The sequence below is a fragment of the Roseibium sp. genome (assembly GCF_965276855.1).
GTDB lineage: Bacteria > Pseudomonadota > Alphaproteobacteria > Rhizobiales > Stappiaceae > Roseibium.
This window is the reverse complement of the sequence record NZ_OZ255700.1, coordinates 1,253,516-1,274,950: the sequence shown is the minus strand read 5'-3', so window position 1 is coordinate 1,274,950 and position 21,435 is coordinate 1,253,516. Positions and strand designations below refer to the sequence as shown.

Annotated in this window: 17 protein-coding genes and 1 tRNA gene; 4 read left to right on the top strand and 14 right to left on the bottom strand. The window is 58.7% G+C overall.

The window, feature by feature from the left end:
- Positions 1 to 8 precede the first annotated feature (8 nt).
- Together ACQY4Z_RS05860 and ACQY4Z_RS05855 are read left to right on the top strand one after the other, a co-directional pair.
- Positions 9 to 3,197: a FecR domain-containing protein gene (locus ACQY4Z_RS05860; protein ID WP_428527519.1), complete on the top strand. Its 3,189-nt coding sequence runs from the start codon at positions 9 to 11 to the stop codon at positions 3,195 to 3,197.
- Positions 3,198 to 3,498: 301 nt separating this feature from the next.
- A tRNA-Phe gene (locus ACQY4Z_RS05855) sits at positions 3,499 to 3,574 on the top strand.
- Positions 3,575 to 3,777: 203 nt separating this feature from the next.
- On the opposite strand, the gene ACQY4Z_RS05850 is transcribed toward ACQY4Z_RS05855, so the two are convergent.
- From ACQY4Z_RS05850 to ACQY4Z_RS05820, 7 genes are read right to left on the bottom strand one after another with little or no spacing between them, the layout of a single operon-like run.
- Positions 3,778 to 5,097, bottom strand: coding sequence for a BatD family protein (locus ACQY4Z_RS05850; RefSeq protein WP_428527517.1), 1,320 nt, complete (start codon positions 5,095 to 5,097; stop codon positions 3,778 to 3,780).
- Positions 5,094 to 6,635: a VWA domain-containing protein gene (locus ACQY4Z_RS05845; RefSeq protein ID WP_428527515.1), complete on the bottom strand. Its 1,542-nt coding sequence runs from the start codon at positions 6,633 to 6,635 to the stop codon at positions 5,094 to 5,096. Before ACQY4Z_RS05845 ends, ACQY4Z_RS05850 begins: the two co-directional genes overlap by 4 nt.
- Positions 6,632 to 7,615, bottom strand: coding sequence for a VWA domain-containing protein (locus ACQY4Z_RS05840; RefSeq protein ID WP_428527513.1), 984 nt, complete (start codon positions 7,613 to 7,615; stop codon positions 6,632 to 6,634). Before ACQY4Z_RS05840 ends, ACQY4Z_RS05845 begins: the two co-directional genes overlap by 4 nt.
- Positions 7,612 to 8,082 (bottom strand): DUF4381 domain-containing protein, encoded by a 471-nt coding sequence (locus tag ACQY4Z_RS05835; RefSeq protein ID WP_428527511.1) that lies wholly within the window; start codon positions 8,080 to 8,082, stop codon positions 7,612 to 7,614. The genes ACQY4Z_RS05840 and ACQY4Z_RS05835 overlap by 4 nt, the downstream gene beginning before the upstream one ends.
- The gene (locus tag ACQY4Z_RS05830) at positions 8,079 to 9,083 is read right to left on the bottom strand and encodes a DUF58 domain-containing protein (protein ID WP_428527509.1); all 1,005 of its coding nucleotides are present in this window, start codon (positions 9,081 to 9,083) and stop codon (positions 8,079 to 8,081) included. The genes ACQY4Z_RS05835 and ACQY4Z_RS05830 overlap by 4 nt, the downstream gene beginning before the upstream one ends.
- Positions 9,084 to 9,108: 25 nt before the next feature.
- Positions 9,109 to 10,119, bottom strand: coding sequence for an AAA family ATPase (locus tag ACQY4Z_RS05825; RefSeq protein WP_428527507.1), 1,011 nt, complete (start codon positions 10,117 to 10,119; stop codon positions 9,109 to 9,111).
- A gap of 37 nt (positions 10,120 to 10,156) precedes the next feature.
- Positions 10,157 to 11,362, bottom strand: a complete 1,206-nt coding sequence (locus ACQY4Z_RS05820; protein WP_428527505.1) for an AI-2E family transporter — start codon at positions 11,360 to 11,362, stop codon at positions 10,157 to 10,159.
- A gap of 144 nt (positions 11,363 to 11,506) precedes the next feature.
- Here ACQY4Z_RS05820 and ACQY4Z_RS05815 point away from each other — a divergent pair, with 144 nt between their 5' ends.
- The gene (locus ACQY4Z_RS05815; protein ID WP_428527503.1) at positions 11,507 to 11,833 is read left to right on the top strand and encodes a hypothetical protein; all 327 of its coding nucleotides are present in this window, start codon (positions 11,507 to 11,509) and stop codon (positions 11,831 to 11,833) included.
- A 9-nt stretch (positions 11,834 to 11,842) separates the two neighbouring features.
- A complete protein-coding gene (locus ACQY4Z_RS05810) occupies positions 11,843 to 12,334 on the top strand; it encodes a phage holin family protein (protein ID WP_428527501.1) in 492 nt (163 codons plus the stop codon).
- 169 nt (positions 12,335 to 12,503) lie between these two features.
- On the opposite strand, the gene ACQY4Z_RS05805 is transcribed toward ACQY4Z_RS05810, so the two are convergent.
- From ACQY4Z_RS05805 to ACQY4Z_RS05775, 7 genes are all read right to left on the bottom strand, one after another.
- Positions 12,504 to 13,814, bottom strand: a complete 1,311-nt coding sequence (locus ACQY4Z_RS05805; RefSeq protein WP_428527499.1) for a S8 family serine peptidase — start codon at positions 13,812 to 13,814, stop codon at positions 12,504 to 12,506.
- Between the two features lie 336 nt (positions 13,815 to 14,150).
- A complete protein-coding gene (locus tag ACQY4Z_RS05800) occupies positions 14,151 to 15,530 on the bottom strand; it encodes an FAD-dependent oxidoreductase (protein ID WP_428527497.1) in 1,380 nt (459 codons plus the stop codon).
- Positions 15,511 to 16,377, bottom strand: a complete 867-nt coding sequence (locus ACQY4Z_RS05795) for an isocitrate lyase/PEP mutase family protein (protein WP_428527495.1) — start codon at positions 16,375 to 16,377, stop codon at positions 15,511 to 15,513. Before ACQY4Z_RS05795 ends, ACQY4Z_RS05800 begins: the two co-directional genes overlap by 20 nt.
- Positions 16,374 to 17,009, bottom strand: coding sequence for a cysteine hydrolase family protein (locus tag ACQY4Z_RS05790; protein WP_428527493.1), 636 nt, complete (start codon positions 17,007 to 17,009; stop codon positions 16,374 to 16,376). Before ACQY4Z_RS05790 ends, ACQY4Z_RS05795 begins: the two co-directional genes overlap by 4 nt.
- Positions 17,006 to 19,069 carry a hydantoinase/oxoprolinase family protein gene (locus ACQY4Z_RS05785; protein WP_428527491.1) on the bottom strand — a complete coding sequence of 688 codons (2,064 nt, stop codon included), beginning with the start codon at positions 19,067 to 19,069 and terminating at the stop codon, positions 17,006 to 17,008. Before ACQY4Z_RS05785 ends, ACQY4Z_RS05790 begins: the two co-directional genes overlap by 4 nt.
- Positions 19,066 to 20,760 (bottom strand): hydantoinase B/oxoprolinase family protein, encoded by a 1,695-nt coding sequence (locus ACQY4Z_RS05780; protein WP_428527489.1) that lies wholly within the window; start codon positions 20,758 to 20,760, stop codon positions 19,066 to 19,068. The genes ACQY4Z_RS05785 and ACQY4Z_RS05780 overlap by 4 nt, the downstream gene beginning before the upstream one ends.
- A complete protein-coding gene (locus ACQY4Z_RS05775) occupies positions 20,757 to 21,323 on the bottom strand; it encodes a nuclear transport factor 2 family protein (protein ID WP_428527487.1) in 567 nt (188 codons plus the stop codon). The genes ACQY4Z_RS05780 and ACQY4Z_RS05775 overlap by 4 nt, the downstream gene beginning before the upstream one ends.
- Positions 21,324 to 21,435: the final 112 nt, after the last annotated feature.

Sequence of the window (21,435 nt, the reverse complement as noted above, 5' to 3'; positions counted from 1 at the left end):
GGAAGCGCATGATGCCAACATCAAAATTCACTCCTTCCGTGCGTAGGCGTTTGAGCGCTGTTGGTGCGACAGCGCTTTTGTCGTTGTTCTTCAATGAAACAGTGCAAGCAACGACCGTTGGAACGGCGGCTGCAGTCAATACAGATGCATTCGGAACGCCGCCCGGTGCTGTCCGCCAGGTGAAGCTGCTCGGCGACAACGTCCTCTACAATGAGCGTATAGAAACGTCCGGCTCCGGCCTCGTTCAAGTGCTGTTGAATGATGGGTCCACCTTCACGGTCGGGGCAAACTCCGATCTTGTGATCGACGAATTTGTTTACGACCCAAATGCGGGAACCGGAAAGCTTGTCGCGTCCTTCGGCAAGGGGGTCGTCCGGTTTGTCGGCGGGAAGGTCAGCAAGCAGAAGGGTGGCGTATCCGTCAAGACACCGGTTGGCACAATTGGCATTCGCGGCGGCATGGCCAATCTCAACTTGAATGGCGACAACCCGGTCTTTTCGCTCCTCTTTGGCGATGAGTTGACCTTCACAGGGACAGATGGAACGAACCGGCGCATTTACACCGCCGGTTATTCCCTGCAGGTTGGAACAGGCGGGCAGCGCGGCGGTGTTCGCCGGACAACGCCAGCTGATCTTGCTGCGGCGCAAAGCGGACTGACTGCAAGACCTGGTCAGTCCGGCGGGACACGCACACCGCCGACGGCACGGCAAATCGCGCGCTCTGGTGTTCCGAATGTAAATTCACGTCTCGGCCACATCCGCACGGCGCCCGTGCCCAAGCCCAGAAGTGTGCAGCCGAGGTCGCCGGCGCGGGCAGAACCCAATTTGCTGCAGGTTCAAAAGAACACCCAGCAACGCACACTCAATCGGCTCGCCGAGGAGATTATCGGTGGGAATGACCCTACCGGGGGCGGAGATAATGTCGATGGTGGAGACACAACCGGCGGAACGGGAGACACCGGTGGGGAGACTGTCGAAACAACGGACGTAGCACGGATCCTGACTGCCGGCGTTGAATTCACACCATCCTGGGACACAACTCGCACCGTCTTGGCGCCAGGTGCGCAAGGACTGATTGGTGGCAGCCGCGGCACCGACATGCCGGTCACCTTTACAGTTGGCGAAATTATGTCCGGCACCGCGACAGCCCTCTACAAAGCGGAGGTCGAAGGCAACAAGATCTATCAGTTCGCTTTCGAGGGTGATGGGCAATATTACTACGCCCAGACCTATACGGATCAAGATGTTGTTGCTCAGCTGGGTGAGTCAGACTTCATTCCGGTGGCACCGACAGTCGACCCGGAAACGGAAGGCAACGTCACCTCCTATGCCTGGGGCGTGCAATATTACCACGAAGACTTTGCCGCCTTTGCGCATCTGCCAAATGTCACGCCCGGTGGAGCGACCAAATTCGACATTGAAGACATGGTGGTCGGCGTTCATGGAGTGGGCACTGATTTTTCAAGCTTCGGCGATGCAAGCGGAACACCATCCATCCGGATTTTTGATCTTGCAACCGACCCGACCCTGGCCTTTTCGCTTGGCACGGCGGGGGATGGCAGAACCTTTACGCCACTCATCACCGAAGCGCTCTTCGTCAATCCGCTGGCCGCCGCAGAACTCGGTGAGAGCTTCCTTCAAGATGTCACTTCGACCGGGTTACTGATGATCGAAAGCGACCCTGTAACCTTGGAGAGCGCACATTATCTGGCCGGGTCGTTCCACATTGACGGGACTAGTGAAAACCAAAAGTCGTTTATCTCACTGGCGGTTGGAGATGTAGCAGCGGATGCCGCCAGTGGCCTCCTTTCGATGGAAACAGATCGGCGCGGAGGCCACCGGATTGCCAGCAGCCAGAGCGCCGGGCTTTACAGCGGTCCGGTCGGAACAATCGCCGGGCCGGATGATGGACACTTCTTTGGCAGCAATGCTCAAAGCTTTGTTTTCGGCAACGCCCTGGCAGACGGCGGTATCGATGATGCTTATGACGACAGCTATGTCAGTCAGCCTGACATCTTTCCAGCACCGGCGACAGTCTCGTCGAGCCTTCATGTTGCGCGGCTGAGTGGCACCGTCGATGCCACCATCTTGACCCGCAGTGATCGGACACTGTCCGGTTATGCCGCCGGCGTTTTGGAGAGCAGCATCAACCTCTCGGGACAAGGCGTTGGTCCGGTTGTGTTTGCCAGCGAGAGCGCTGCGGATCTTTCCGTAACATTCAAGGGTGCTGAGTATTCGCTCGGCGGCAGTTTGACCGTCCGTGACAGTCAGGACCTGGATCCGGATGTTGCAGCTTACACCGTGCGATTTGGCTCCAACAGCGACGGATCCGGCACGGATCGCGCAACCTTCATCGGCAACGACATTTATGCTGCACGCGATGCGTCCGATGCCTCAGAAACCTACCTGACCCTCGATACCGTCACACCCGTTGTGCCGGATCCCGGTCCGGACCCAAATCCTGACCCTGACCCGGCAGGAGGCGGAGGGTCGGGGCCATTCACCGGCCTGACTGAGGAACGCAACGAAGGTCTTGGAGAAACGATTCGGGCCGCCAGCAGTGTCGCGTCGGCCCTTGCCAGTGACGCGGGGCAGACCCTGCAGCAGGATCCGTCCCAAGATGCCAACACTTATTTTGTGCCGAACACACTGATCGGGACTGCAGATGATGCGATCATGGCCGGAACCACAGAGTGTACCTGTGCCTTTCTGGAGTGGGGCTATTGGGGCACAAAACTCTCCTATGATGACACGGGCGGTGTTTTGGACGGTGCCAATAGCCGGAAAGACGCTTTTCATCTCGGGACCTGGGTTGCCGGTGACGTGACCAATGCCGCCGATCTGCCGACCAGCGGCAGCGCAAGCTACGTTGGGCACGCTGCCGGCAGCGTCGTGAAAAATGGTGCGCAGTATCTTGCGGCCGGTGACTTCCAGATGACGGTTGATTTCGCCCGCCGCACCGGATCTGCCAACATCGCCAATTTCGACGGTCGCACATTTGGCGCGGATCTGACCGAACACGCCGTTGATATCGGAAACCAGTTTTCCGGAAACTTGGTCGGCAGTGTTGGATCAGGTTCCATCAACACCTCAATCGTCAGCGGCCCGTCATCCAATTATGAGGGCGTGATCGGGAACTTCAATGCGGTCGACGGAACTTGGTCGGCGAGCGGTATCGTTGCTGGCGAGATGAACTGACCGCTGCAGACAGAAGCGTCTCTATCACCGACGGGCGAGGGGCTGCTCACAATGTCAAATGGTCAGCCCTCATGCAGCATTTTACAAAAGCGGGTCGCCGTATCCCTAGGCCTGCAACGATCCTTAAGTGACTGAAAATCTTTGTTTTCCGTTGGGTTTGGGAAGTGGCGCGCAGTTTTCCGACAGGTATTTTTCCAAGTTGTGAAAAAACTTTGCCGGGGTGCTGGACAACGATCAAACGAGCTTCTATAAGGACCGGGCTTTCGGCGGACGGGTCACCCCTCCCGCCACATCAAAGCACGCCCAGATAGCTCAGTTGGTAGAGCAGCGGATTGAAAATCCGCGTGTCGGTGGTTCGATTCCGCCTCTGGGCACCACTCTTTCTATCGGAATTTGAATGTTTTTGGATCGTACGCCCACGTTCTTTTTGGGTGCGATACTTTTGGCGTTTTGTAGCGCGCAGTTTCGTTCGGCAAATCGCGCAACTTCATTTGGCCGCCATTTGTCGGTCTTTGGTGCGACCGTATCCCGGTTTGACCGCTGGGTCTCACTCCATGGTCAAAGGTTACGCACATGCGGGTCAGACATCCGGCATTTTGTTGAAAGACTCTCTTATTGCAGGATTGAGGGGTGGCAGGTCCGAAACATCTTTTCGTTTCTCGGATTTGAGTTCCCGGCGAATATCTGTAGCGCGACGGCGGACAACATCCCAAGCGGTTCGTCCAGAGTTGTTGTCCGGTCGTGAACGATGCCCGTATTTGGCGATCCCCAATTGGGAAATCGAAACGCCAAACGAAGTCCAGCCGCGCGCTTGTCCCTTGGGGTCGATCTTGTCACGCCAGATCAGTGCGGTCTGCATGGCTTGGCTGTAATCGCGGGTACGCAGAGCTTTCTGGAATTGCCGGAAGGCATACCATTCTGAAGCTTTTAATCGTTTCTGGAGGTTGGAAAAGGCCGCCAACACGCGTGGCCCATAGCGGCGGACGGCGAAAAAGAACACTGCCCCCAAAACAGCCAAGGCACCGGCACCGGCAGCCAGCGTTCGCCAATCAGTCGGGGCTTCACTTTGTGCTTGGGGCCGTGACGCTCCGGAAACAGCGAGATCGAGTGCGGGCACGGTGGCGCTCTCGACGGCCTTCTTCTCCAGATCGTACCAGGACAGAGTAACTTGCGGTATCTGATAGGTGCCCGCGTTTTCGGCAACTATGGTGACCGTTTCAGTGCGTGTTCCCGACACAAGTCCCCGGTTTTCGCTTTCCTCTAGCCCAGGTGATTGCGCGTAAAAGGACAATCCCGGAAGACTGAGGTCCGGCGTGACAGGCGGAACGAACATCGGCGGAACGCCGCGGACGGTGACGGTCGTTTTTACGATCAAGGCATCACCCGCCTTGAGGTTTGCAGGATCCCCTTCGACGGTGCGCTTCAGATCCAGGGATTGAGCCGCCAGGAACGGTTGAAGATCTTCCGCACCGGACGGCACCACACCGTGAATGTCAAAGGCGTTGGTCGTAAGCTCCGTCTCGATCGGGTCCCGGGTTTGAGGGTCCGCGTAGGTAACCTTTATGGTGCCGGCCGGGATCCGGATCGTGCCAGGCACCATCGGATAGAGCCTGTAGGCGCGGCTCACCCCTGACCAGGTTTCCCCATCAATGCGCTCGCTCGCCGGCTGGCTTGCCCGGGAGGGAAGGCGTACGAGGACATTGGGCACCTCAAAGCTCGGAAAAACCGGCGGTTTCGGCATCCAGGTGGGGGCAAGAACAGTTACCCGGTAGATCAGCGGCTGACCTGGGATCGCGCTGTCTTCTTCCAGCGATGTCTTGAGGATCGGTTCCGCTGCCGTTTGCGCCCATACCGGGCTGGCCATGCAGATGACCAGCAAAAGGAGGAGCCGCCGGATCATTTCGGGCTCCTTGCAGCTTCAAGAGCAAAACGCGTCTTGAGAAAATCTCCGGTCCGTGTATCGACCGTGCGCATCCATTGTTCTGCCGTCTCCGGCATGGCATCCGTCGCCTGGGCAGCTGTTTGCTCGCTGTCCGCGCCGCGTTCGGTCTCGTTGTCATAGATCGTCTCATCGGCACCGATCCCGGCTTCCTCTCCGGTATCGGACTGTTCACGGGCGGTTTCGATATAGTTCAGAATGTAGCGGGAGAGGTCCAGATTTTGCTGTGCGGCCTCATTGCCGGGGTCCCGCGCCACCGCCTTTTCGAAGGCGGCAATCGCCGGTCTGTAGGACCGGGACTTGATGAGGGACAGACCTTCTCCCATGGCCGCATCAGCGCTTTCCTGCCAGCTGTAGAGTTCGGCAGCCTCCTCATACCGTCCGGAACGATACAGCGCATAGGCCTTCCACACCGGATCTTCAAAAAGGTCCGCCGCTTTTGAAAATTCCTTGTTGTTGAAGGCCAGTTGGCCCTGCTGATCAGGTGTCAGGAACCAGTCCCGCCACCCCTCCGCCCGGGCGTCCGGTGCCCCGAACGACATGCCAAGTCCCAGAGCCAAAACGGCCCAGTGCATCGTCCATCCGCGCCGGAACCAGAACAGCAGAAGAAACGCTGCCGGCCAGGCAAAGATCCAGCCTTCATCCTTCCAGTCCTGCCGTTCGTCCTGTGCCAGAGCGGCCTGATAGGCTGTATCGATGGTGCGCATGACGCTGGTAACGTCGCTCTTGTCCGGCGTGACGTCGATGACAGTCACACCGGGAAGGGCGTTGATCCTTGATCGTGCGGTGTCGTCCCGGCCGAAGAACCAGAACAGTACCGGCGCGCCGCCGTTCTGGACATGCTCGGCAAAGGCAGGCGCATCCGCGTCGGTGACCCCATCCGCCAGAAACAGAATTGAACCCGGCGTGTCCTGGGCCTCCAGAACACCTTCAGCTAATTGAAGTGCTGCTCGCGACGCTTCACCTTCGCGGGGCATGACGCTGGGGTCAAGGCCCTCCAGAAAGGGGATTAGGACATCCGGGTCTTCGGTGGGCGGAACAACCTGATGCGCGGTGCCGGCATAAGCAATCAATGCGGTTTTGGCCCCGGCTCGCTCGGCCAGCAGATCCCGGGTCTTCTGTTTGGCCCGCTCCAGCCGGTTTGGCGGAACATCCGTGTTCTCCATTGACGGAGTGACCTTGAGAACCACCGAAAGCGGTGCGATGTCTGCCACAAGCGGGTTGGGAATGCGCGACCATGTCGGACCGGAAGCCCCCAGAACCAGCAGGGCAAGCAGCAAGGCGACGCCATCGATGGGCTGGAAACGCTTCTTGTCCTTTGCCCCGACGGTCAGCGCGGCGGCCAGATGCGGCGCAATCGTCTCCGGAAGATCAGCACCGCGCATTGCCCGTGAGCGGACCCGCCACCACAAAAGGCCGGTCAGAGGCAACAGCAGCAGTCCCCAGGGACGGATGAAATGAAAGGCTGAAAGGGCGGTCCCCAGATGGTCGAGGGTCATGCGGGTGTCCTCCGCAAGCTGGAGACGTGGAGGACGGTCAGCGCCAGGAGGCCGATCAGCGCGGCAAGCGCAAGCAAGATGTAGCCGAGTTGTTCTCGCGGCCGGTAGGTGGTGGTTTTGACCTCCCTCGGTTTTTGCGCATCAATGCGTGCGTAGATATCGCCCAGCGCCGCTTCGTCTCCAGCAAAGAAGTAGCTGCCGCCTGATGCGCGCGCAATTTCGGTCAAGGTGCGTTCATCGAGCCGTTGATCCCCGGTCCCGTCCGGATCCCCAACGCCGATGGTGATGATTTCTATGTCGTCACGGGCTGCGATGGCGGCCGCATTGACAGGTGTCATGCGGCTGCCCGTATCCGCCCCGTCACTGAGCACAATCAGCAGCCGGTCCTCGATGTCGCTCGCCTGAAAGGTCTTGATGGCAAGACCTATGGCGTCTCCAAGCACCGTATGCGGTCCGGCCATGCCGACTTCTGTCTGGTCCAGCAACGCGCGGACCGAGTTCAGATCTTCGGTGAAGGGCGCTTGCACGAACGCCCGCGCACCGAACACGATCAGCGCCACCCGGTCGCCGTCGCGCTCGGTGATGAACTCGCCGACCACCCGCTTGACCGCATCCAGCCGTTGCACCCGTTCGCCTTCGGTCGACGGGAAGTCCCGCTGGTCCATCGAGCCGGATATGTCGATGGCCAGCATGACATCGCGCGCCGCCTTTTCCTGAACGATCGGCTCGCCAACATGCTCCGGCTGTGCCAGGGCCGCGACCACAAGCACCCAGACGAGCACAGCCGCGATGTTTTGCAAGAGTGTCCGCCTGAAAACGACGGAACCTTCCTTTGGACCCTGCCCAACCACGTCCGCAAGCCGCCTGAAGAACGGAAAGCGCAGGGCCGAAACCCGTTGCTGGAACGGCGGTACGGCAAAATAAATCAGCAGCGGCAGCGGCAACAACAGGAAGGCGAGGGGATGGCCGAACTCGATCATGCGGCCTCCTTGCGATGGGTCTTGATCCAGATCCGAACAGCCTCTTTGGCACCGGTGGTCGAAATCTCTTTCCGGTAGGGGCCGTCGGCCAGGCATTGGCCGGGACCGTTTAAAAACGCGCTTCCGTCATAAGTGCTGTCCAGGAAGGAGAGCCAGTCTCGACCGTGAAGGGAGGCGATCTCCGCCCTTGGATAGGCGGACAGGGCTGTGCGCCGGACAAGGCTTGCCAGTTGGGTCGGGTCGTCGGAAGAGGTCTCCAGCTCCTTGAGGGCTGCGCGGCGGTAGGCGGTTTTTTTGCGCCAGAGGGCCACCCGCCACACGGCAATGCCGATGCCAATCAAAACGAACAGGCCGAGCCAGATCCAGCCTGCGGTTTGCGGGAGCATTGAAACGGTGTCCGGTTGCGGCACCGGCTCCAAAAGGTCGATCAGCTGGGGAAGGTTGAGGCCCTTCCAGTCTTCGTTCATCGCCCGCCTCCCGATTGTCGAGGAGACAGTCCGGTCAGTCGGCGCATTTGCGTAACCGTGTCTTCTCCGGCGCTCAGCGGCAAAACGGGCAGACCAAAGCGCCTTTGCCACTCGAAAACCTTTGCAAGACGGCCTGTGGTGTAATCAGACAGGCGCTGGCGGACCTCCCCGGATCTCGTATCCAGCTCGACCTGCAGGGTGCCGTCCGAAATCACAACCTTCATGTTGTCGGGGACTTCATGCGATAGCGGATCCGTGACCGGACACAGCACAACGTCGTTTTTGTGGGCGAGGTTGCGAATGATGCTTTCCGTCCGCTCGTCAATGCCGTCAAAATCGGAGATGATCAGGATGAGGTGATCCCGCCGGGCGATCTGAACGACCTTCGACAAGGGCACATTCAGCCCCATCGGCGTTTCGGTCGTTGGCGCTCGGGCAGACAGTGACTGATTGGCCCGCACCAGTGCCATCAAGAACCGGTCGCGCGCGGCCCGGCCGGCCTTGGGCTTCAGGTCAGCTGCATAGTCATCGCCAAAGATGATGCCGCCGACCCGGTCGCCCTGATCGAGAATGCGGAACGCGGCAAGGGCCGCAGCCTCCGCAGCAGTCACCGACTTCATGGCATGCTGTGTCCCGAAGAACATGGACATGCGCTGATCGACCACCAGAAGGACCGGGCGGTCACGCTCTTCGCTGTAGACCCGGATATGCGGTTCCCCGGTTCGCGCGGTGACTTTCCAGTCGATGGTCCGTGGATCATCTCCGGGCAGATAGCCCCGCAGTTCCTCAAAATTCAGTCCGCGTCCGCGGAGCCGGGAAGCATGGCGGCCATTCAAAACGCTTGCGGCCGGTTGTCTTGGCAAGAACCTTAAGGACCGCGCCTTGCCCTCCAAAGAGCGCAGTTGGGGAAGGGTGACATGAACGCGCGGATCCACTTCGCCGTCCGGCACCGTGTTGCGGTCCTTGAGGCCGGTTCGTTGTCTGGCGGCGCGATCCTGCATGTCTGTCTCCGCAAGGCTTCCGGGGTTACGTCAACGCGACGTTCCTGACGATTTCGTCGACCACTTGGTCCGGTGTGCGGCCGTCGCCTTCCGCTTCAAAGCTCAAGGTGAGCCGATGGCGGAAGACATCATGCACGATGGCCTGGACATCCAGTGGATCCACATAGTCTCGGCCCGACAACCAGGCATGGGTCCGCCCGCATTTGTCGAGCGCAATGGAGGCACGCGGACTGGCGCCGATCTCGATCCAGCGCTCAAGATCTTCCGTGTAGGCGCCGGGTGTCCGGGTTGCCTGAACAAGGTCTGCCATGTACCGGGCAATCGCATCGGAAACATGAATGCCGGCAATCTCGGCGCGGGCCTCAAAAACGGCCGTCTTTGAAATGGGATCGGGTTGGGAGGTCTCCGGATCGGACGCATCTCCGCTTTCGGGTTTCGTGCGTTCAAGGGCTGCCTTTTCTTCGCCGCGCACGAGTTCGATCACCTTCACCTCGTCCTCCACGGGGGGGTAGGTGATCAGCACATGCATCAGAAACCGGTCCATCTGGGCTTCGGGGAGGGGATAGGTTCCCTCTTGCTCCACCGGGTTTTGCGTCGCCATCACCATGAACAGCGGTTCCATCTTGTGGGTCGTCCCGGACACCGTCACCTGCCGCTCTTCCATGGCCTCCAGAAGTGCTGCCTGCACCTTGGCCGGGGCCCGGTTGATCTCGTCGGCAAGGACGATGTTGGAGAAGATCGGCCCTTGTTCGAACCGGAACGTGCCTTCACCTCCTGCCTGATGGTAGACCTCGGTGCCGGTGACGTCCGAGGGCAGGAGATCGGGCGTAAATTGGATGCGGCTGAAATCGGCTTCCAGGTTCTTCGCCATCGCCTTGATTGCTCGGGTCTTTGCCAGTCCCGGCAGGCCTTCCACAAGCAGGTTGCCGTTGGCGAGCAGTCCAATGATCAACCGGTCAATTACGCCCTCTTGGCCGATGATGGATTGCTGCATGCGGGCCTTGAGGTCCTTGATCCTGGAAAGCGCATTCGACATTGACGGGGTCCAATCAGCTGACTTCAAGAAATGGTTTTCAGGTTTTTTGTCGTTTGAGCTCTTCAAGTTCTGCCCGCAGTGCCTGGATTTCAGCCGGCACGGTGCTCTTTTCCGGCCGATCGGGCGGGGCCTCTGCAAGATCTGCAATCGCAGGCTTGTCGGCAAACCCGCCAGCCTGAAGATACTCTTCCAGAACGCTCCAGATGGTGATGAAAAGGCCGGCGATCACAGGCCCGATAACAAGACCGACCGCGCCAAAACTGGCAAGGCCGCCGAAGGTGCTGACCAGAACCAGTAAATCCGGCATCTTGGTATCGCGACCAACCAGAAGCGGGCGCAGCAGATTGTCCACGGTGGTCACAGCCAAGCTGGTCCAGGCCGCGAGCCCTATGGCCGCGACATACTGCTCGTTCACCGCCAGCACGATGACACCCGGAATGAGGACAAGCGTCGGGCCGATGCCGGGTATGACAGACAGCACGGCCATCACACAGCCCCAGAAGGCCGCGCCCGGAAGACCGGCTGCCCAAAAACCGAGACCACCGAGAAATCCTTGCGCAACGCCGATCAGAAAGGTGCCCTTGATCGTGGCGCGGCTGATAGAGATCACACGATCGCTCAAGGTTTTCTGGACATCGCTCGGGAGCCCGGTATGGGCAAGAAGCTGATGGATCATGTTGGCGTTCTGCGGCAGAAAGAACACCATTGCGTAGATCATGATGAAGAGATGTAGAAAAAACGCGACCGTCCCGCGGGTGGCCTGTGAGAGGGCGCCAACAAAGAAGTCTGCGATCTGGCCCGCCGCCTCGCCAACTTTGGTTGCAACGGTCCTGCTGAGTTCGGCAAAGTCGACCTTAAAGGGGATCCAAGCTGGCAGCTGGTTCTGAATGGCGTCCAAGTCGAGCGTTTCCACCCAGTCGCTGATGCTCTTGGCAACGCTCGCAGCTTGATCCGCGCCCAGAATAAAGATGGAAATCAGCGGGATCAAAACGCCGACGGTGAGGACCAAAAGCGTGAGGGTGACGGCAATGCCTGCTTTTGATCCAGTGTGCCGGTACAGCCAGCGGTAAAGTGGCGCCGACATCGCACTGAAAATGGCGGCCATGAAAAGGGCGACCAGGTAGTCCCAGACCAGACCCAGGAACGCGGCACCTATGGCCAATGCTGTCAGACTGATGAGAAACAGTTGAAACCGGTGTTTCTCGCTTGGAGCGCCGTCCGGTGCTGTAGTGGTGTTTTCCATCCGGATCGATCTCCACCCGTGATTTCCCGGTTTCAGGTTAGGACCGAACACGACACCCGGACAAGGCAAATATTCTTCCGCTAAGTCTTTAATATGTCAGGGCAACAAGCTAGCATTGAACTCCTGTCTCAAGGAATTGGCTCCATGGGTACCTCGAGTGATCTTCAAAAAGAGATTTTGCAGCTGAAGTCTGATGCCGGTGGAAGACGGTCCCGGCGTCGGCGGGATCGAACATCGGCTGCCAAGGCGAAGCTTGAAACGCAGTCTGGAGAATCGGACGCGGGTGACACGCAGACGGATGCGGCTTCTGCCTGGGAGAATTCGATCGCCAAAGGCGATCTTGATGACTTGGCAGACAAACTATCTGGTCTGGTGGATGACGCTGAGACCGAAATCCGGGAACGACCTGTCACCATGGTTCTTGGCGCCTTCGCCTTAGGAATTGTTGTTGGTGCGCTGCTTCGCCGTTAGGAGGTATCCATGGATAGCATAGTAAGGACGATGCGCATCGTCTGGCGCGCGGAACTGCTCATCATCGAAGCCAAACTCAGTGTGGCTGCCAAGAAGATTGGAGCGACAGCCTTTGCCGGCCTGATCTTTGTTTTTGGTCTCGGAATGCTCAATGTGGCAGGCTTCTTCGCTCTGGAGGAGATTTGGGGACCGGTCTATGCGGCCCTGGGTGTGGCTACAGCCGATTTCTTGATCGCAGCTCTTCTTATGGTCTGGGGATCCCGGCTGACCACCGGTCCAGAGCTCGATCTGGCGCGGGAAGTGCGTGATTCCGGACTAGAGGAGCTCGAGGCCAAGGCGGAAGATATTCAGGACGAATTCGAGGAATTGCGAAGTGAACTCTACGCCCTGAAAGCAAACCTCGTCTCATTTTCAAAGAACCCGCTGGACGGTGCAATTACCGCTCTGCTGACACCGATTTTGACGCTCTTGATCAAATCATTATCAAATAAAAAGAATTGATCGTACTTCGGATCAATTTCTTCTGAGAAGCTGATTTACTCGATTGGATTTTCAAAGGAGCGAAGGGCGGTAGGCTCGAAAAAATGAGAAGCCTGATCGTATTCTTAAACACGACAAACTACAGATCCTGATCTGTGAATGTCCTCTTCGCACAAATGAGGCTGAAAACTCAATCCTTGTCCGGATCAGGGATCCAACCGACAGCCACACGTGCCTCCGTTTCAAAGGGAGAGGCGACGGAACGCGCCGTGATCAACTCTTTAAGCTCCAGGGCGGTCAGGTCCGGGTCTTTTTCCAGAAGCCGGGCAGCAAGTGCGGCAAGGCGCGGGACGGCATAACTGGAGCCGGATGTGACGCCAGCAGCTCCGCGGAAATCGGTCACCGCAACGTTTTCTGCGGGGACCATCAGGTCGACGCTGGCTCTGCCCCAGTTTGACCCCGGCGCCAATCTGCCAAAGCCATCTGCCGAGGTGACGGTCAGAATGTTGTCCAGATCGAGCGCCGCGGGATAGACCGGTTGTGCATCGATATCGCGGCCATTATTGCCAGCTGACACGATGGCCAAGATGTTCTGGTCTTTGAGCGCTTCCGCGAAGTCGGTCCAGTCTTTCTCTGAATTGCTTCCGAGTGGCATCGCAAGGATCCGGATATCGTCGTCGAGTGTACGGGCAACAATATCGGCCATCCGGCTCATATCCGGGCGCGGATAACGGAATGGTACCAGAGCCGCACTTGGGGCTTCGCGGGCGAATACGGAGGCGACCGCTGTGCCGTGGCGCACCGGGAGAAACGCACCCCTGGAGGTGTCGCCATCATAAGGCCAGGGGTCCATATCCCAAAAGTCGTATCCAATCGGAGCGCCGCCATCGTCGCGCGCCAGCCGATCACGAAACAGGGGGAGGTCATAGGCAAGTCCAGAATCAACAAAAGCCACCCGTGCGCCGCCGGGATCTGTGCCATGAGGCCATGGGGCTTGAAGAGTCTCAGTCCAGCGAAGGGTTTCCATGTCGCCCTCGAGCTGATCCATAAGAACCCACGGCTCATCTTCGAAGCGGATCTTGCGGGCGGATCGCACCACGCAGCTGCCATCTGCTATCGCAAGAAGGCTGGGACGAAGCGCATTATCCTTGTTCCGATAGTAGGTGGCTCTGATTTGGCGGGGAGATCCTCCTGCGAGGCGGATTTCAACGGTCAGCTCATCACTACCGGGCAGAACCAGGCGGATGTCTTGCCGGACCGGCGGGCCGGAGGCTGGGAGACTCGTTTCGTTGAGCAGCCAGCTTTGCGGAACTGCGTTTTGAACTGAAAAACCGGTTGGAGCCGTGTCAGCACAGACGGATGATATCGCGCGTTCCAAGACCGTCTTCGCAGGCTGACCAGACAGTTCTTCGGCTTTGGTCTCCGGACTGCCAAGCAGTAAGCTTGCAAGGAAAAAAAGGATGGTTCCGGACCAGCTTGTCTTGGTGATGTAAGGACTCATGCAAACCTCGTCCGATCACAGGTCCTGCGGATCTTGACCGCCGTTCGGTGTCTACTTGTCCTTGCTCACACTCCGCCAAGCGGCAAAGGCGATGAGAACAAAGACCAGTGACAACAGCAAATGACCAATTTCCGGTCCGGTCAAGCCGAGCATGTTTGTCTCTGTGCCTCCATCATCGGCTGGGTTGTCACAAATCCATTTCTGGTGTCTGACGAGTCCGGCGTACATGTCGTTCGCCGGATCAGCCAAATAGCATTTACGACAGCTATATGGAGCGCATGATGGACTCCGCCAGTGCCGCTTGGGCGACCCGTATCTGAATAGCGAAACCCGGCCTTAAGCGAGTGGCGCCTGTCCGGCGAGCCGGCCGAGGACTACGGCACTCAAGAGTCCGTTGCCGGACAGATACCCGCTGTCACCGCGGCCCGAAACGCCGCACGCTGCGCCGCCGCAAGCATGAAGATTGGGTATCGGTGTTCCGTCTGTCTTTAGGACACGTGCATATTCGCCGGTTCGCAGGCCGCCCTGTGTGTGAAACAGGGCGCCCGTTACCCGGACACCGAAATAGGGCGGGGCTAGCTGTGTGTCGCCAAACTTGCGGCCAAAGCCGTCTGTCTCATTCATTGGCAGGCTTGAGATTGTAGCGGTCAAATTTCCCGCCGGGAGGCCAAGCTGGTCCGCAAGGCCATCAAGTGTCTCGCTGACCTTGATCGCGCCCGCCGCTTCAGCATTTTTGAAGTCCTCAAACTGGCGGGCGATCTTCGCAATCTGGCCGTCAAAAATCGTAAAGGCTTCCCCGCCTGATTGGGCCAGCACCGCACGGGCAGCTTCCGAGTAACCTTGAGATTCATCCCAGAAGCGCTCTGCTTCCCGGTTCACCTGAACGCCGCCGCTTGTGATCACCGCCCATGTGATCAGGATCCCGTGCGGATGCGCAACGTTGCCGTGGCCCTGGTAGGCGCCAAGATGCGCCATATCCGCGCCGATGTCTTTTCCCCAGACGATGGCTTCCCCGCGATTGCCGTCGTGACCAAACCAAAGGCCGTCGGCTATGTCCGGCATGAACTGGCTAACAAGATCGCGGTTACCGCCGAAACCGTTGCAGGCCAGGATCAGCTTTTCACATCCGAGGGTCTCCAGTCCGCCATCGGGGCGCTGAACGGTCACACCGGCAATCCGGCCCTGATCCGTATGAAGCTGCACTGCGCGCCGTTCACAGATGATGTCGATGGCTCGGATCTCGCAGGTTGAGCGCAGGCTGTCGATGAGTTCAATGCCGGACCGGGTGGGCAGACCATGCATTCTGTGCCTGGAATGACCGGGGTAATCGAAGTTGGTTATGACCGAAAACGGCAGGCCGTGTGTTTCACTCAGCCAGTCTATGGTCGGACCAGACTGCCGGGTCATGAGGTCTACCAGCGCCGGATCATTTTCCTGCTTTGCCTTAGCCTGAATATCTTGTGCAAAAAGGTCTGCAGTGTCCTCAACACCCGCTGCCTTTTGAATGCTGGTGCCAGCTGCCGGTATAAGCCCTGCGGAGAGCGCCGTTGATCCGCGCGGGATGGGATCCGCCTCCACCACAAGAACAGATTGGCCGGCCTCTTGAGCGGAAAGTGCCGCTACGAGACCGGCTGCACCGGCCCCAATGATCAGGGTCTCACAGTCCAGATCATACGCGGCCGGTGCCGGTGAAACCTCAACGGTCACTTGGGTCATAGCTTGAACCCTTTGCCAGCATATCAACGGTTCCGATCACGCCATTCAAACCGTCGAAATCGAACATCCGGTCTTTGAACGGTCGGTTGCTGCCATTGGCATGTAAGCTGGCGTAATAGTCTTGTGCTGTCTTGGCCAAGGCTCGCACGATGCCGCCAGGAAAAATCACGATGGAAAAGCCTTGAGCTTCCAAATCGGAAGCGCCGGAAATAGGGGTTGCGCCGCCTTCCACCATGTTTGCCAGAAGCGGCACACGGCCTGAGAATTGAGTTGCGACTTCGGTCAGTTGTTCGCGCGATTGGGGCGCTTCGATGAAGAGAATGTCTGCGCCTGCTTCCAGATAGGCTCCAGCTCGGTCGATGGCCGCTTGAAATCCCTCCACCGCAATGGCGTCCGTCCGGGCAATAATCAGGGTTTCCTCTGAGGCTCGTGCGTCCGCCATGGCCCGAACCTTCCCAGCCATCTCAGCAGCAGAGATCAGGGATTTGTCGGCAAGATGCCCGCAGCGCTTCGGATAGGTCTGGTCTTCGACCTGGAGCGCAGTTGCCCCGGCGCGCTCATAAAGCCGCATGGTTCTTTGAGCGTTCAGCGCGTTCCCGAACCCGGTATCGGCATCGATAATCACCGGTAGGTCGGTCCGATCGGCAATCAGCGCCATCGTGTCCGCCATTTCTGTAAAGGAAGAGAGGCCGATGTCCGGGCGGCCCAAACGGGTGTAGGCAACCGCAGCACCGCTCAAATAGAGCGCTTCAAACCCGGCGGCTTCGGCAAGCGAAGCCGTGAGGCCGTCATAAACACCGGGGGCGATGACAATCTCGTTCTGCTGCAGACGTTTCTTGAGGCTCATGCCGCCACCTCCGGCCAATCGGTTGTCATGGTGTCCAGCAGGTCGGCACACGCCATCTGATGGGTCACGGTCGCCAGAGACAGCAAGGTTGCCTCGTGCACATCGTTCTTGAAGGCAGCAGAGCCGTCCGTCAAAAGCACGGTTTCAATGTCGCGCAGATGAGCGTCGCGTAGTGTGGATGCGACACCTCCATTGGTGACGATCCCGCCAACGATCAGCCTGTCGATGCCAACAGCGCGCATGATGTATTCCAGTCGTGTCTGGTAAAAAGCGGAATAGGCTACCTTTTCAACGACAAAATCAGCTGGAAAGAGTTCATCGACCAGCGTATGGCCGAAGCTGCCCGGCGCAAAATCACCTTTGCCGAGGAAGGGCCGCAGGACTTGCAGATGTGGTGAAATCAAAGGCTCGCCCGACGCATTCGGGACCAGTGTGAATTGCGCCGAAATGTAGTGTCCTCCAAGTGCCCGTAAGGCCTTCACCAATGGCGCAATGCGGTCTGGCAACGCCGCGATGCTGTCAGCCGATTGCCCGGCGCGCCCATACGCTCCCTCGGGATGTAGAAAGTCGTTCTGCAGATCAATGGTCAGGATCGCCGTTCGCTTTGGATCCCACGTTTTCAGATCAATCATGACGTGCTCTCCAAGGGCTCGAGAATGGTGTTGCCAAAGGCGTCCACACGCGCTTGCAAATTGGGCTCAACCAGAACGGTTGTATCCGGCTGGACCAGGATCGCGGGCCCATTGATAAGCGTGCCTGCGGGCAAGGAAAGACGGTCGTAGATCGCTGTCTTGTACCAGGAATCCCCAAAATGCACCTTGCGGGTCGATTTGGGTTCCGCAGTTCCGCCAGCTGAAGGGGCAAGCGTTTTCAAATCGAATTTCGGACGTTTCCCGGTGACAGCGGTGCGCAAGTTCAAGATCCGGCGCACGCCATTGTTCAAGAGGCGGCCGAAGGCGGATTTGTAAGCTGCATCGAAGGCGGCTTCGATATCTGCCTTGCTCGGAGCTGTCACCTGGCCGTCACGCACGGTCACGGCAATCGGCACGGAGACCGTGTGCGTCTGACCGATATAGGCCATGTCCAGCTCAAAACTGATGTCGCGGGCTTCGAAGGTTGTGCGTGCAGCATCCAGAAGAGCCATACCGCTGTCGACATGGGTTTGCATGTGGTCCGCCAGCGCATTTTCGTCGAGGGCATCAACCAGCGAGTTGATGGTCTGAACGAAGTCCTGGCGCATATCCGCAATGACGCAGCCCATGGCCGAGGTGACGCCTGGATACCTTGGCACGATGGCCTTGGCGATGCCGACCTCTGCAAGCATCGCTCCGGCATGCAGCGCGCCGCCACCGCCAAAAGGCATGAAGGCAAAGTTCTTCGGATCAAAGCCGCGCTCGATGCTGACCAGGCGAATGGCTCCAGCCATACGGGAATTGGCAACCCGCATGATGGCCTCTGCCGCCTGTAACGTGTCGAGGCCAAGCGGCTCTCCGACATGAATGTCGATCGCCTTGGCGGCCGCTTCGACGTCCAGCCGGTCCAGCTTTCCTCCGATGGGGCTCTCCGGATCAATGCGGCCAAGAACAACGTTTGCATCTGTGACGGTCGGCCGATCATTTCCAAGCCCATAGGCAACGGGACCAGGGTTGGAGCCTGCGCTTTCCGGCCCAATGTTCAAAAGACCACCCTTGTCGACCCAGGCAATGGACCCGCCTCCAGCGCCGATCGTGGTAATTTCGATCATCGGCGTGCGGACCACCATCCCGAAGTCAATTGATGTCTGAGGAGACAACATCGATTGGCCGTCCGAAATCAGGGACACATCAAAACTGGTGCCGCCCATATCCCCGGTGATGACATTGTCGAACCCGGCGGACGAGGCAATGTAGCCTGCGGCGATCACACCCGCGGCCGGTCCGGAGAGCGCTGTGCGCACCGGAAGCTTGCAGGCCGTATCAACGGCCATGACCCCGCCGTTCGACTGAACAATCATGAATTCGCCGTCGAACCCGCCGGTTTTGAGCGCTTGTTCCAGGCGGCCAAGATATCCGGACACTTCCGGCTGCAGGTAAGCGTTCAGCGCCGTTGTCGAAAACCGCTCAAACTCACGGATTTCGGGCAAGATTTCCGAGGACGCGGACACATGGGCGTTCGGCCAGATCTCCCGGACAGCAGCAACAGCCGCCTTTTCATTGTCTGGATTTGCATAGGAGTTAGCAAACAGGATCGCCACGGCCTCGCAGCCTTGCGCCTGGAGCTGCTGTGCGGCAGCGCGGACGGCATCAAGATCCACTGGGGTGCGAATGGTTCCATCTGCGAGGGTTCGTTCGGGCACTTCAAGACGATTGCGCCGGTCGACAACCGGTTCAAAGTCTCCGCGAAGTCCCCAAGTGCGTGGCCGGTCTCGGCGGCGCATCTCCAAAACGTCCCGCAGACCTTCCGTGCAGATCACCCCGGTCGGTGCGCCTTTGCGCTCAAGAAGTGCATTGGTTCCAGCCGTGGTGCCATGAACAACCACTGAAATCGTTGACAAGTCATCGACCTGCTTGCCGATGCCATCCAGGAAACCACCGGATTGGTCCGGGCGGGTCGTCGGAACCTTTGCAACGGCGGCCGTGCCATTGGCTTCATTGAGAACAAAGACGTCCGTGAACGTTCCGCCGACATCAACACCAATCATCCGTCCGCTCATTGGGACACCTCCCGCCAAGCCGTACCGTAATTCTTATCGGCCGCGTCTGAGCTGATCAGACCACGTGCCACGTCACGGGCGATGTCGCCCGGCTGACGGTTTTCTGCCTTGCCGTATCCGCCGCCACCGGGTGTTTCCAAGCGGACAGCCTGGCCCTGGCGCAACTTGATGCCGCGCATTTTTGAGGCAAGCGGAGGTGTTTTCCAACCATCGTCCTGTTCATAGGTGAATTGGTTGAGCTCTCCGTCGTGTCCATCCGCAATGCCTTTTGGCGCAAACCGGCCACGTTCTCCGAAAAGGAAGGCCTCCGCCCCATTTTCTTCCAGGACTTCGATCTCGTAGATTGCGCCCATGCCACCCCGATGAGCTCCTGCACCGGCGCTGTCTGGACGCAGGGCCCACTGGCGGAACATGACCGGATAGGCGGCCTCGAGAATTTCCATTGGCGGAATGGTCGCCGTTGAAATTGGCGCATTGCCGTGGTTCAGGCCGTCGCTTTCCAGCGAACCGCCATGACCGCCGCCATAAAAGCTGAACATGACCCAGGGCTTGCCGTCGCTTTTCTTGCCTGCAATCGACAGGGCGTTGATCGTGCCATAGGCGTTCGCGACAACCCGGTCTGGTGCGGCCTTCGCAAAGGCTGAGAAGATCACATCGATCATGCGGAGAATGGTTTCGGTATAGCCACCGGTTGGGGCCGGAAATTCAGCCGACAACAACGACCCCTCCGGCACATTGACCGTGATTGGGCGCATCACGCCGGCGTTTGCGGGCAAGGCGGGGAAGATGTGTTTGATCGCAACATACGCAGTGGCGACGGTGGTCGGCAGCGCAATGTTGACCGGGCCGGCGCATTGCGGCGCGGAACCGGCGAAATCCAGGGTCAGTTCATCGCCCTTGATTTCCAGCGCGACGCGGATTGCCAGCGGCTCATCCGTGATGCCGTCATTGTCGAGAAAGTCTTCCGCTTCCCAGCGCCCATCAGGTAAGTCAGTCAATTCGGAGCGCATCAGCGCCTCTGCGCGGTGTCCGAGGGCGTCCAGAGCGCCGCTTACGGTCGTTGCGCCATATTCATCGAGCAATTCGTCCATGCGTTTGACGCCAAGATCGAGGGCGCCCAGCTGGCCATTGAGATCGCCCATGGCCGATTGGGGCAGGCGTGTGTTGCGCAGGAGAATGTCGATGATGTCCTGATTGACCACGCCACCACGCGCCAAACGCACCGGGGGCAGGACAAACGCTTCCTGAAAGACTTCCGTTGCCGCCGGATTGTAGTTGCCCGGAACGGCCCCGCCAACATCATGCCAGTGACCGACAGAAGCAAGGTAGCAAAACAGTTTGCCATCGCGGAAATAAGGGCGGACCAGCCGCATGTCCGACAGGTGCGTGCCGCCGATATGTGCGTCATTGAAGATGAAGATGTCGCCGTCTTTCAAATCCCCATCGGCGGCGGCTTTTTCGATCACGGCCTTGACCGCAAAGGACATCACGCCGACAAAAATCGGAAGCCCGGATTTCCCTTGGACCAGCGTGTCCCCGGTTTCCGCGTGATAAAGGCCGTGGCTGGCATCATGCGCTTCGGCAATAATGGGATTGAACGCTGCGCGGAAGAGCGTTGCGTCCATTTCGTCCGCAATCTGTTCCATGCGGCCGGCTAGAACCGACAAGGTTATCGGGTCGATCTCGCTCATGCGGTGGCCTTTACTTCTGCAATATCGTTCCAAACGTCCTGGCGGGCAATTTTGCCGGCGACGACTTCGAACCGATCGATGAAACGAATGCCGCTAAAACTGGTCCCATCCGGCCATTCGCCGGAAAGGGTGCCGCGGCAATAAACAACTGTGGCCGCTTCGCGGCTTTGCATGACATCGAAGCCGTCATAGGTTTTTTTCACGAAACGGTAGCGAGGCTTTGCCCAAGCGATCAGCTCGTCAATCGTCCGGAGTGGACCGGTGCCCGGGAACTCCATTACGAAGTCTGTGCTGAGCATCGATTGCGCCCGCTCCAGGTCCCTCGCCTCCATGGCGCTCAAGTACGCCCGGACAAGATCGCCCGCGTCAGGCAAAGCCGGTGCGCCTTTCCGGTGAACGCCGCCGCGGGAGTAGTCCTCGCCCTTTAATTCGTGGATCAGGACGGTAATTGCTTCGGGTGGAGCCGGCACGACGAGGCGTATGGCATCGGTCAAAGCCTCATGAAGCCGTAATTTTTCTTGCGGCTCGTAGCCTTGCAATACGTGCAATTCGACAATCGGCATACTGCCTCCCTACAGCAATTTGTATTACACATAATACAGCTTAAAAAAATTTCTAATACAAAAAATGAAAAAAATATCGGACCGGCAACTTGATATTTTGGTATCCAGCGAT

What these genes read in the sequence shown, in the direction of transcription:
- ACQY4Z_RS05860 (WP_428527519.1), top strand. Translation starts at nt 9, where the DNA reads ATGATGCCAACATCAAAATTCACTCCTTCCGTGCGTAGGCGTTTGAGC.
- ACQY4Z_RS05850 (WP_428527517.1), bottom strand. Translation starts at nt 5,097, where the DNA reads ATGATCCGGCGGCTCCTCCTTTTGCTGGTCATCTGCATGGCCAGCCCG.
- ACQY4Z_RS05845 (WP_428527515.1), bottom strand. Translation starts at nt 6,635, where the DNA reads ATGACCCTCGACCATCTGGGGACCGCCCTTTCAGCCTTTCATTTCATC.
- ACQY4Z_RS05840 (WP_428527513.1), bottom strand. Translation starts at nt 7,615, where the DNA reads ATGATCGAGTTCGGCCATCCCCTCGCCTTCCTGTTGTTGCCGCTGCCG.
- ACQY4Z_RS05835 (WP_428527511.1), bottom strand. Translation starts at nt 8,082, where the DNA reads ATGAACGAAGACTGGAAGGGCCTCAACCTTCCCCAGCTGATCGACCTT.
- ACQY4Z_RS05830 (WP_428527509.1), bottom strand. Translation starts at nt 9,083, where the DNA reads ATGCAGGATCGCGCCGCCAGACAACGAACCGGCCTCAAGGACCGCAAC.
- ACQY4Z_RS05825 (WP_428527507.1), bottom strand. Translation starts at nt 10,119, where the DNA reads ATGTCGAATGCGCTTTCCAGGATCAAGGACCTCAAGGCCCGCATGCAG.
- ACQY4Z_RS05820 (WP_428527505.1), bottom strand. Translation starts at nt 11,362, where the DNA reads ATGGAAAACACCACTACAGCACCGGACGGCGCTCCAAGCGAGAAACAC.
- ACQY4Z_RS05815 (WP_428527503.1), top strand. Translation starts at nt 11,507, where the DNA reads ATGGGTACCTCGAGTGATCTTCAAAAAGAGATTTTGCAGCTGAAGTCT.
- ACQY4Z_RS05810 (WP_428527501.1), top strand. Translation starts at nt 11,843, where the DNA reads ATGGATAGCATAGTAAGGACGATGCGCATCGTCTGGCGCGCGGAACTG.
- ACQY4Z_RS05805 (WP_428527499.1), bottom strand. Translation starts at nt 13,814, where the DNA reads ATGAGTCCTTACATCACCAAGACAAGCTGGTCCGGAACCATCCTTTTT.
- ACQY4Z_RS05800 (WP_428527497.1), bottom strand. Translation starts at nt 15,530, where the DNA reads ATGACCCAAGTGACCGTTGAGGTTTCACCGGCACCGGCCGCGTATGAT.
- ACQY4Z_RS05795 (WP_428527495.1), bottom strand. Translation starts at nt 16,377, where the DNA reads ATGAGCCTCAAGAAACGTCTGCAGCAGAACGAGATTGTCATCGCCCCC.
- ACQY4Z_RS05790 (WP_428527493.1), bottom strand. Translation starts at nt 17,009, where the DNA reads ATGATTGATCTGAAAACGTGGGATCCAAAGCGAACGGCGATCCTGACC.
- ACQY4Z_RS05785 (WP_428527491.1), bottom strand. Translation starts at nt 19,069, where the DNA reads ATGAGCGGACGGATGATTGGTGTTGATGTCGGCGGAACGTTCACGGAC.
- ACQY4Z_RS05780 (WP_428527489.1), bottom strand. Translation starts at nt 20,760, where the DNA reads ATGAGCGAGATCGACCCGATAACCTTGTCGGTTCTAGCCGGCCGCATG.
- ACQY4Z_RS05775 (WP_428527487.1), bottom strand. Translation starts at nt 21,323, where the DNA reads ATGCCGATTGTCGAATTGCACGTATTGCAAGGCTACGAGCCGCAAGAA.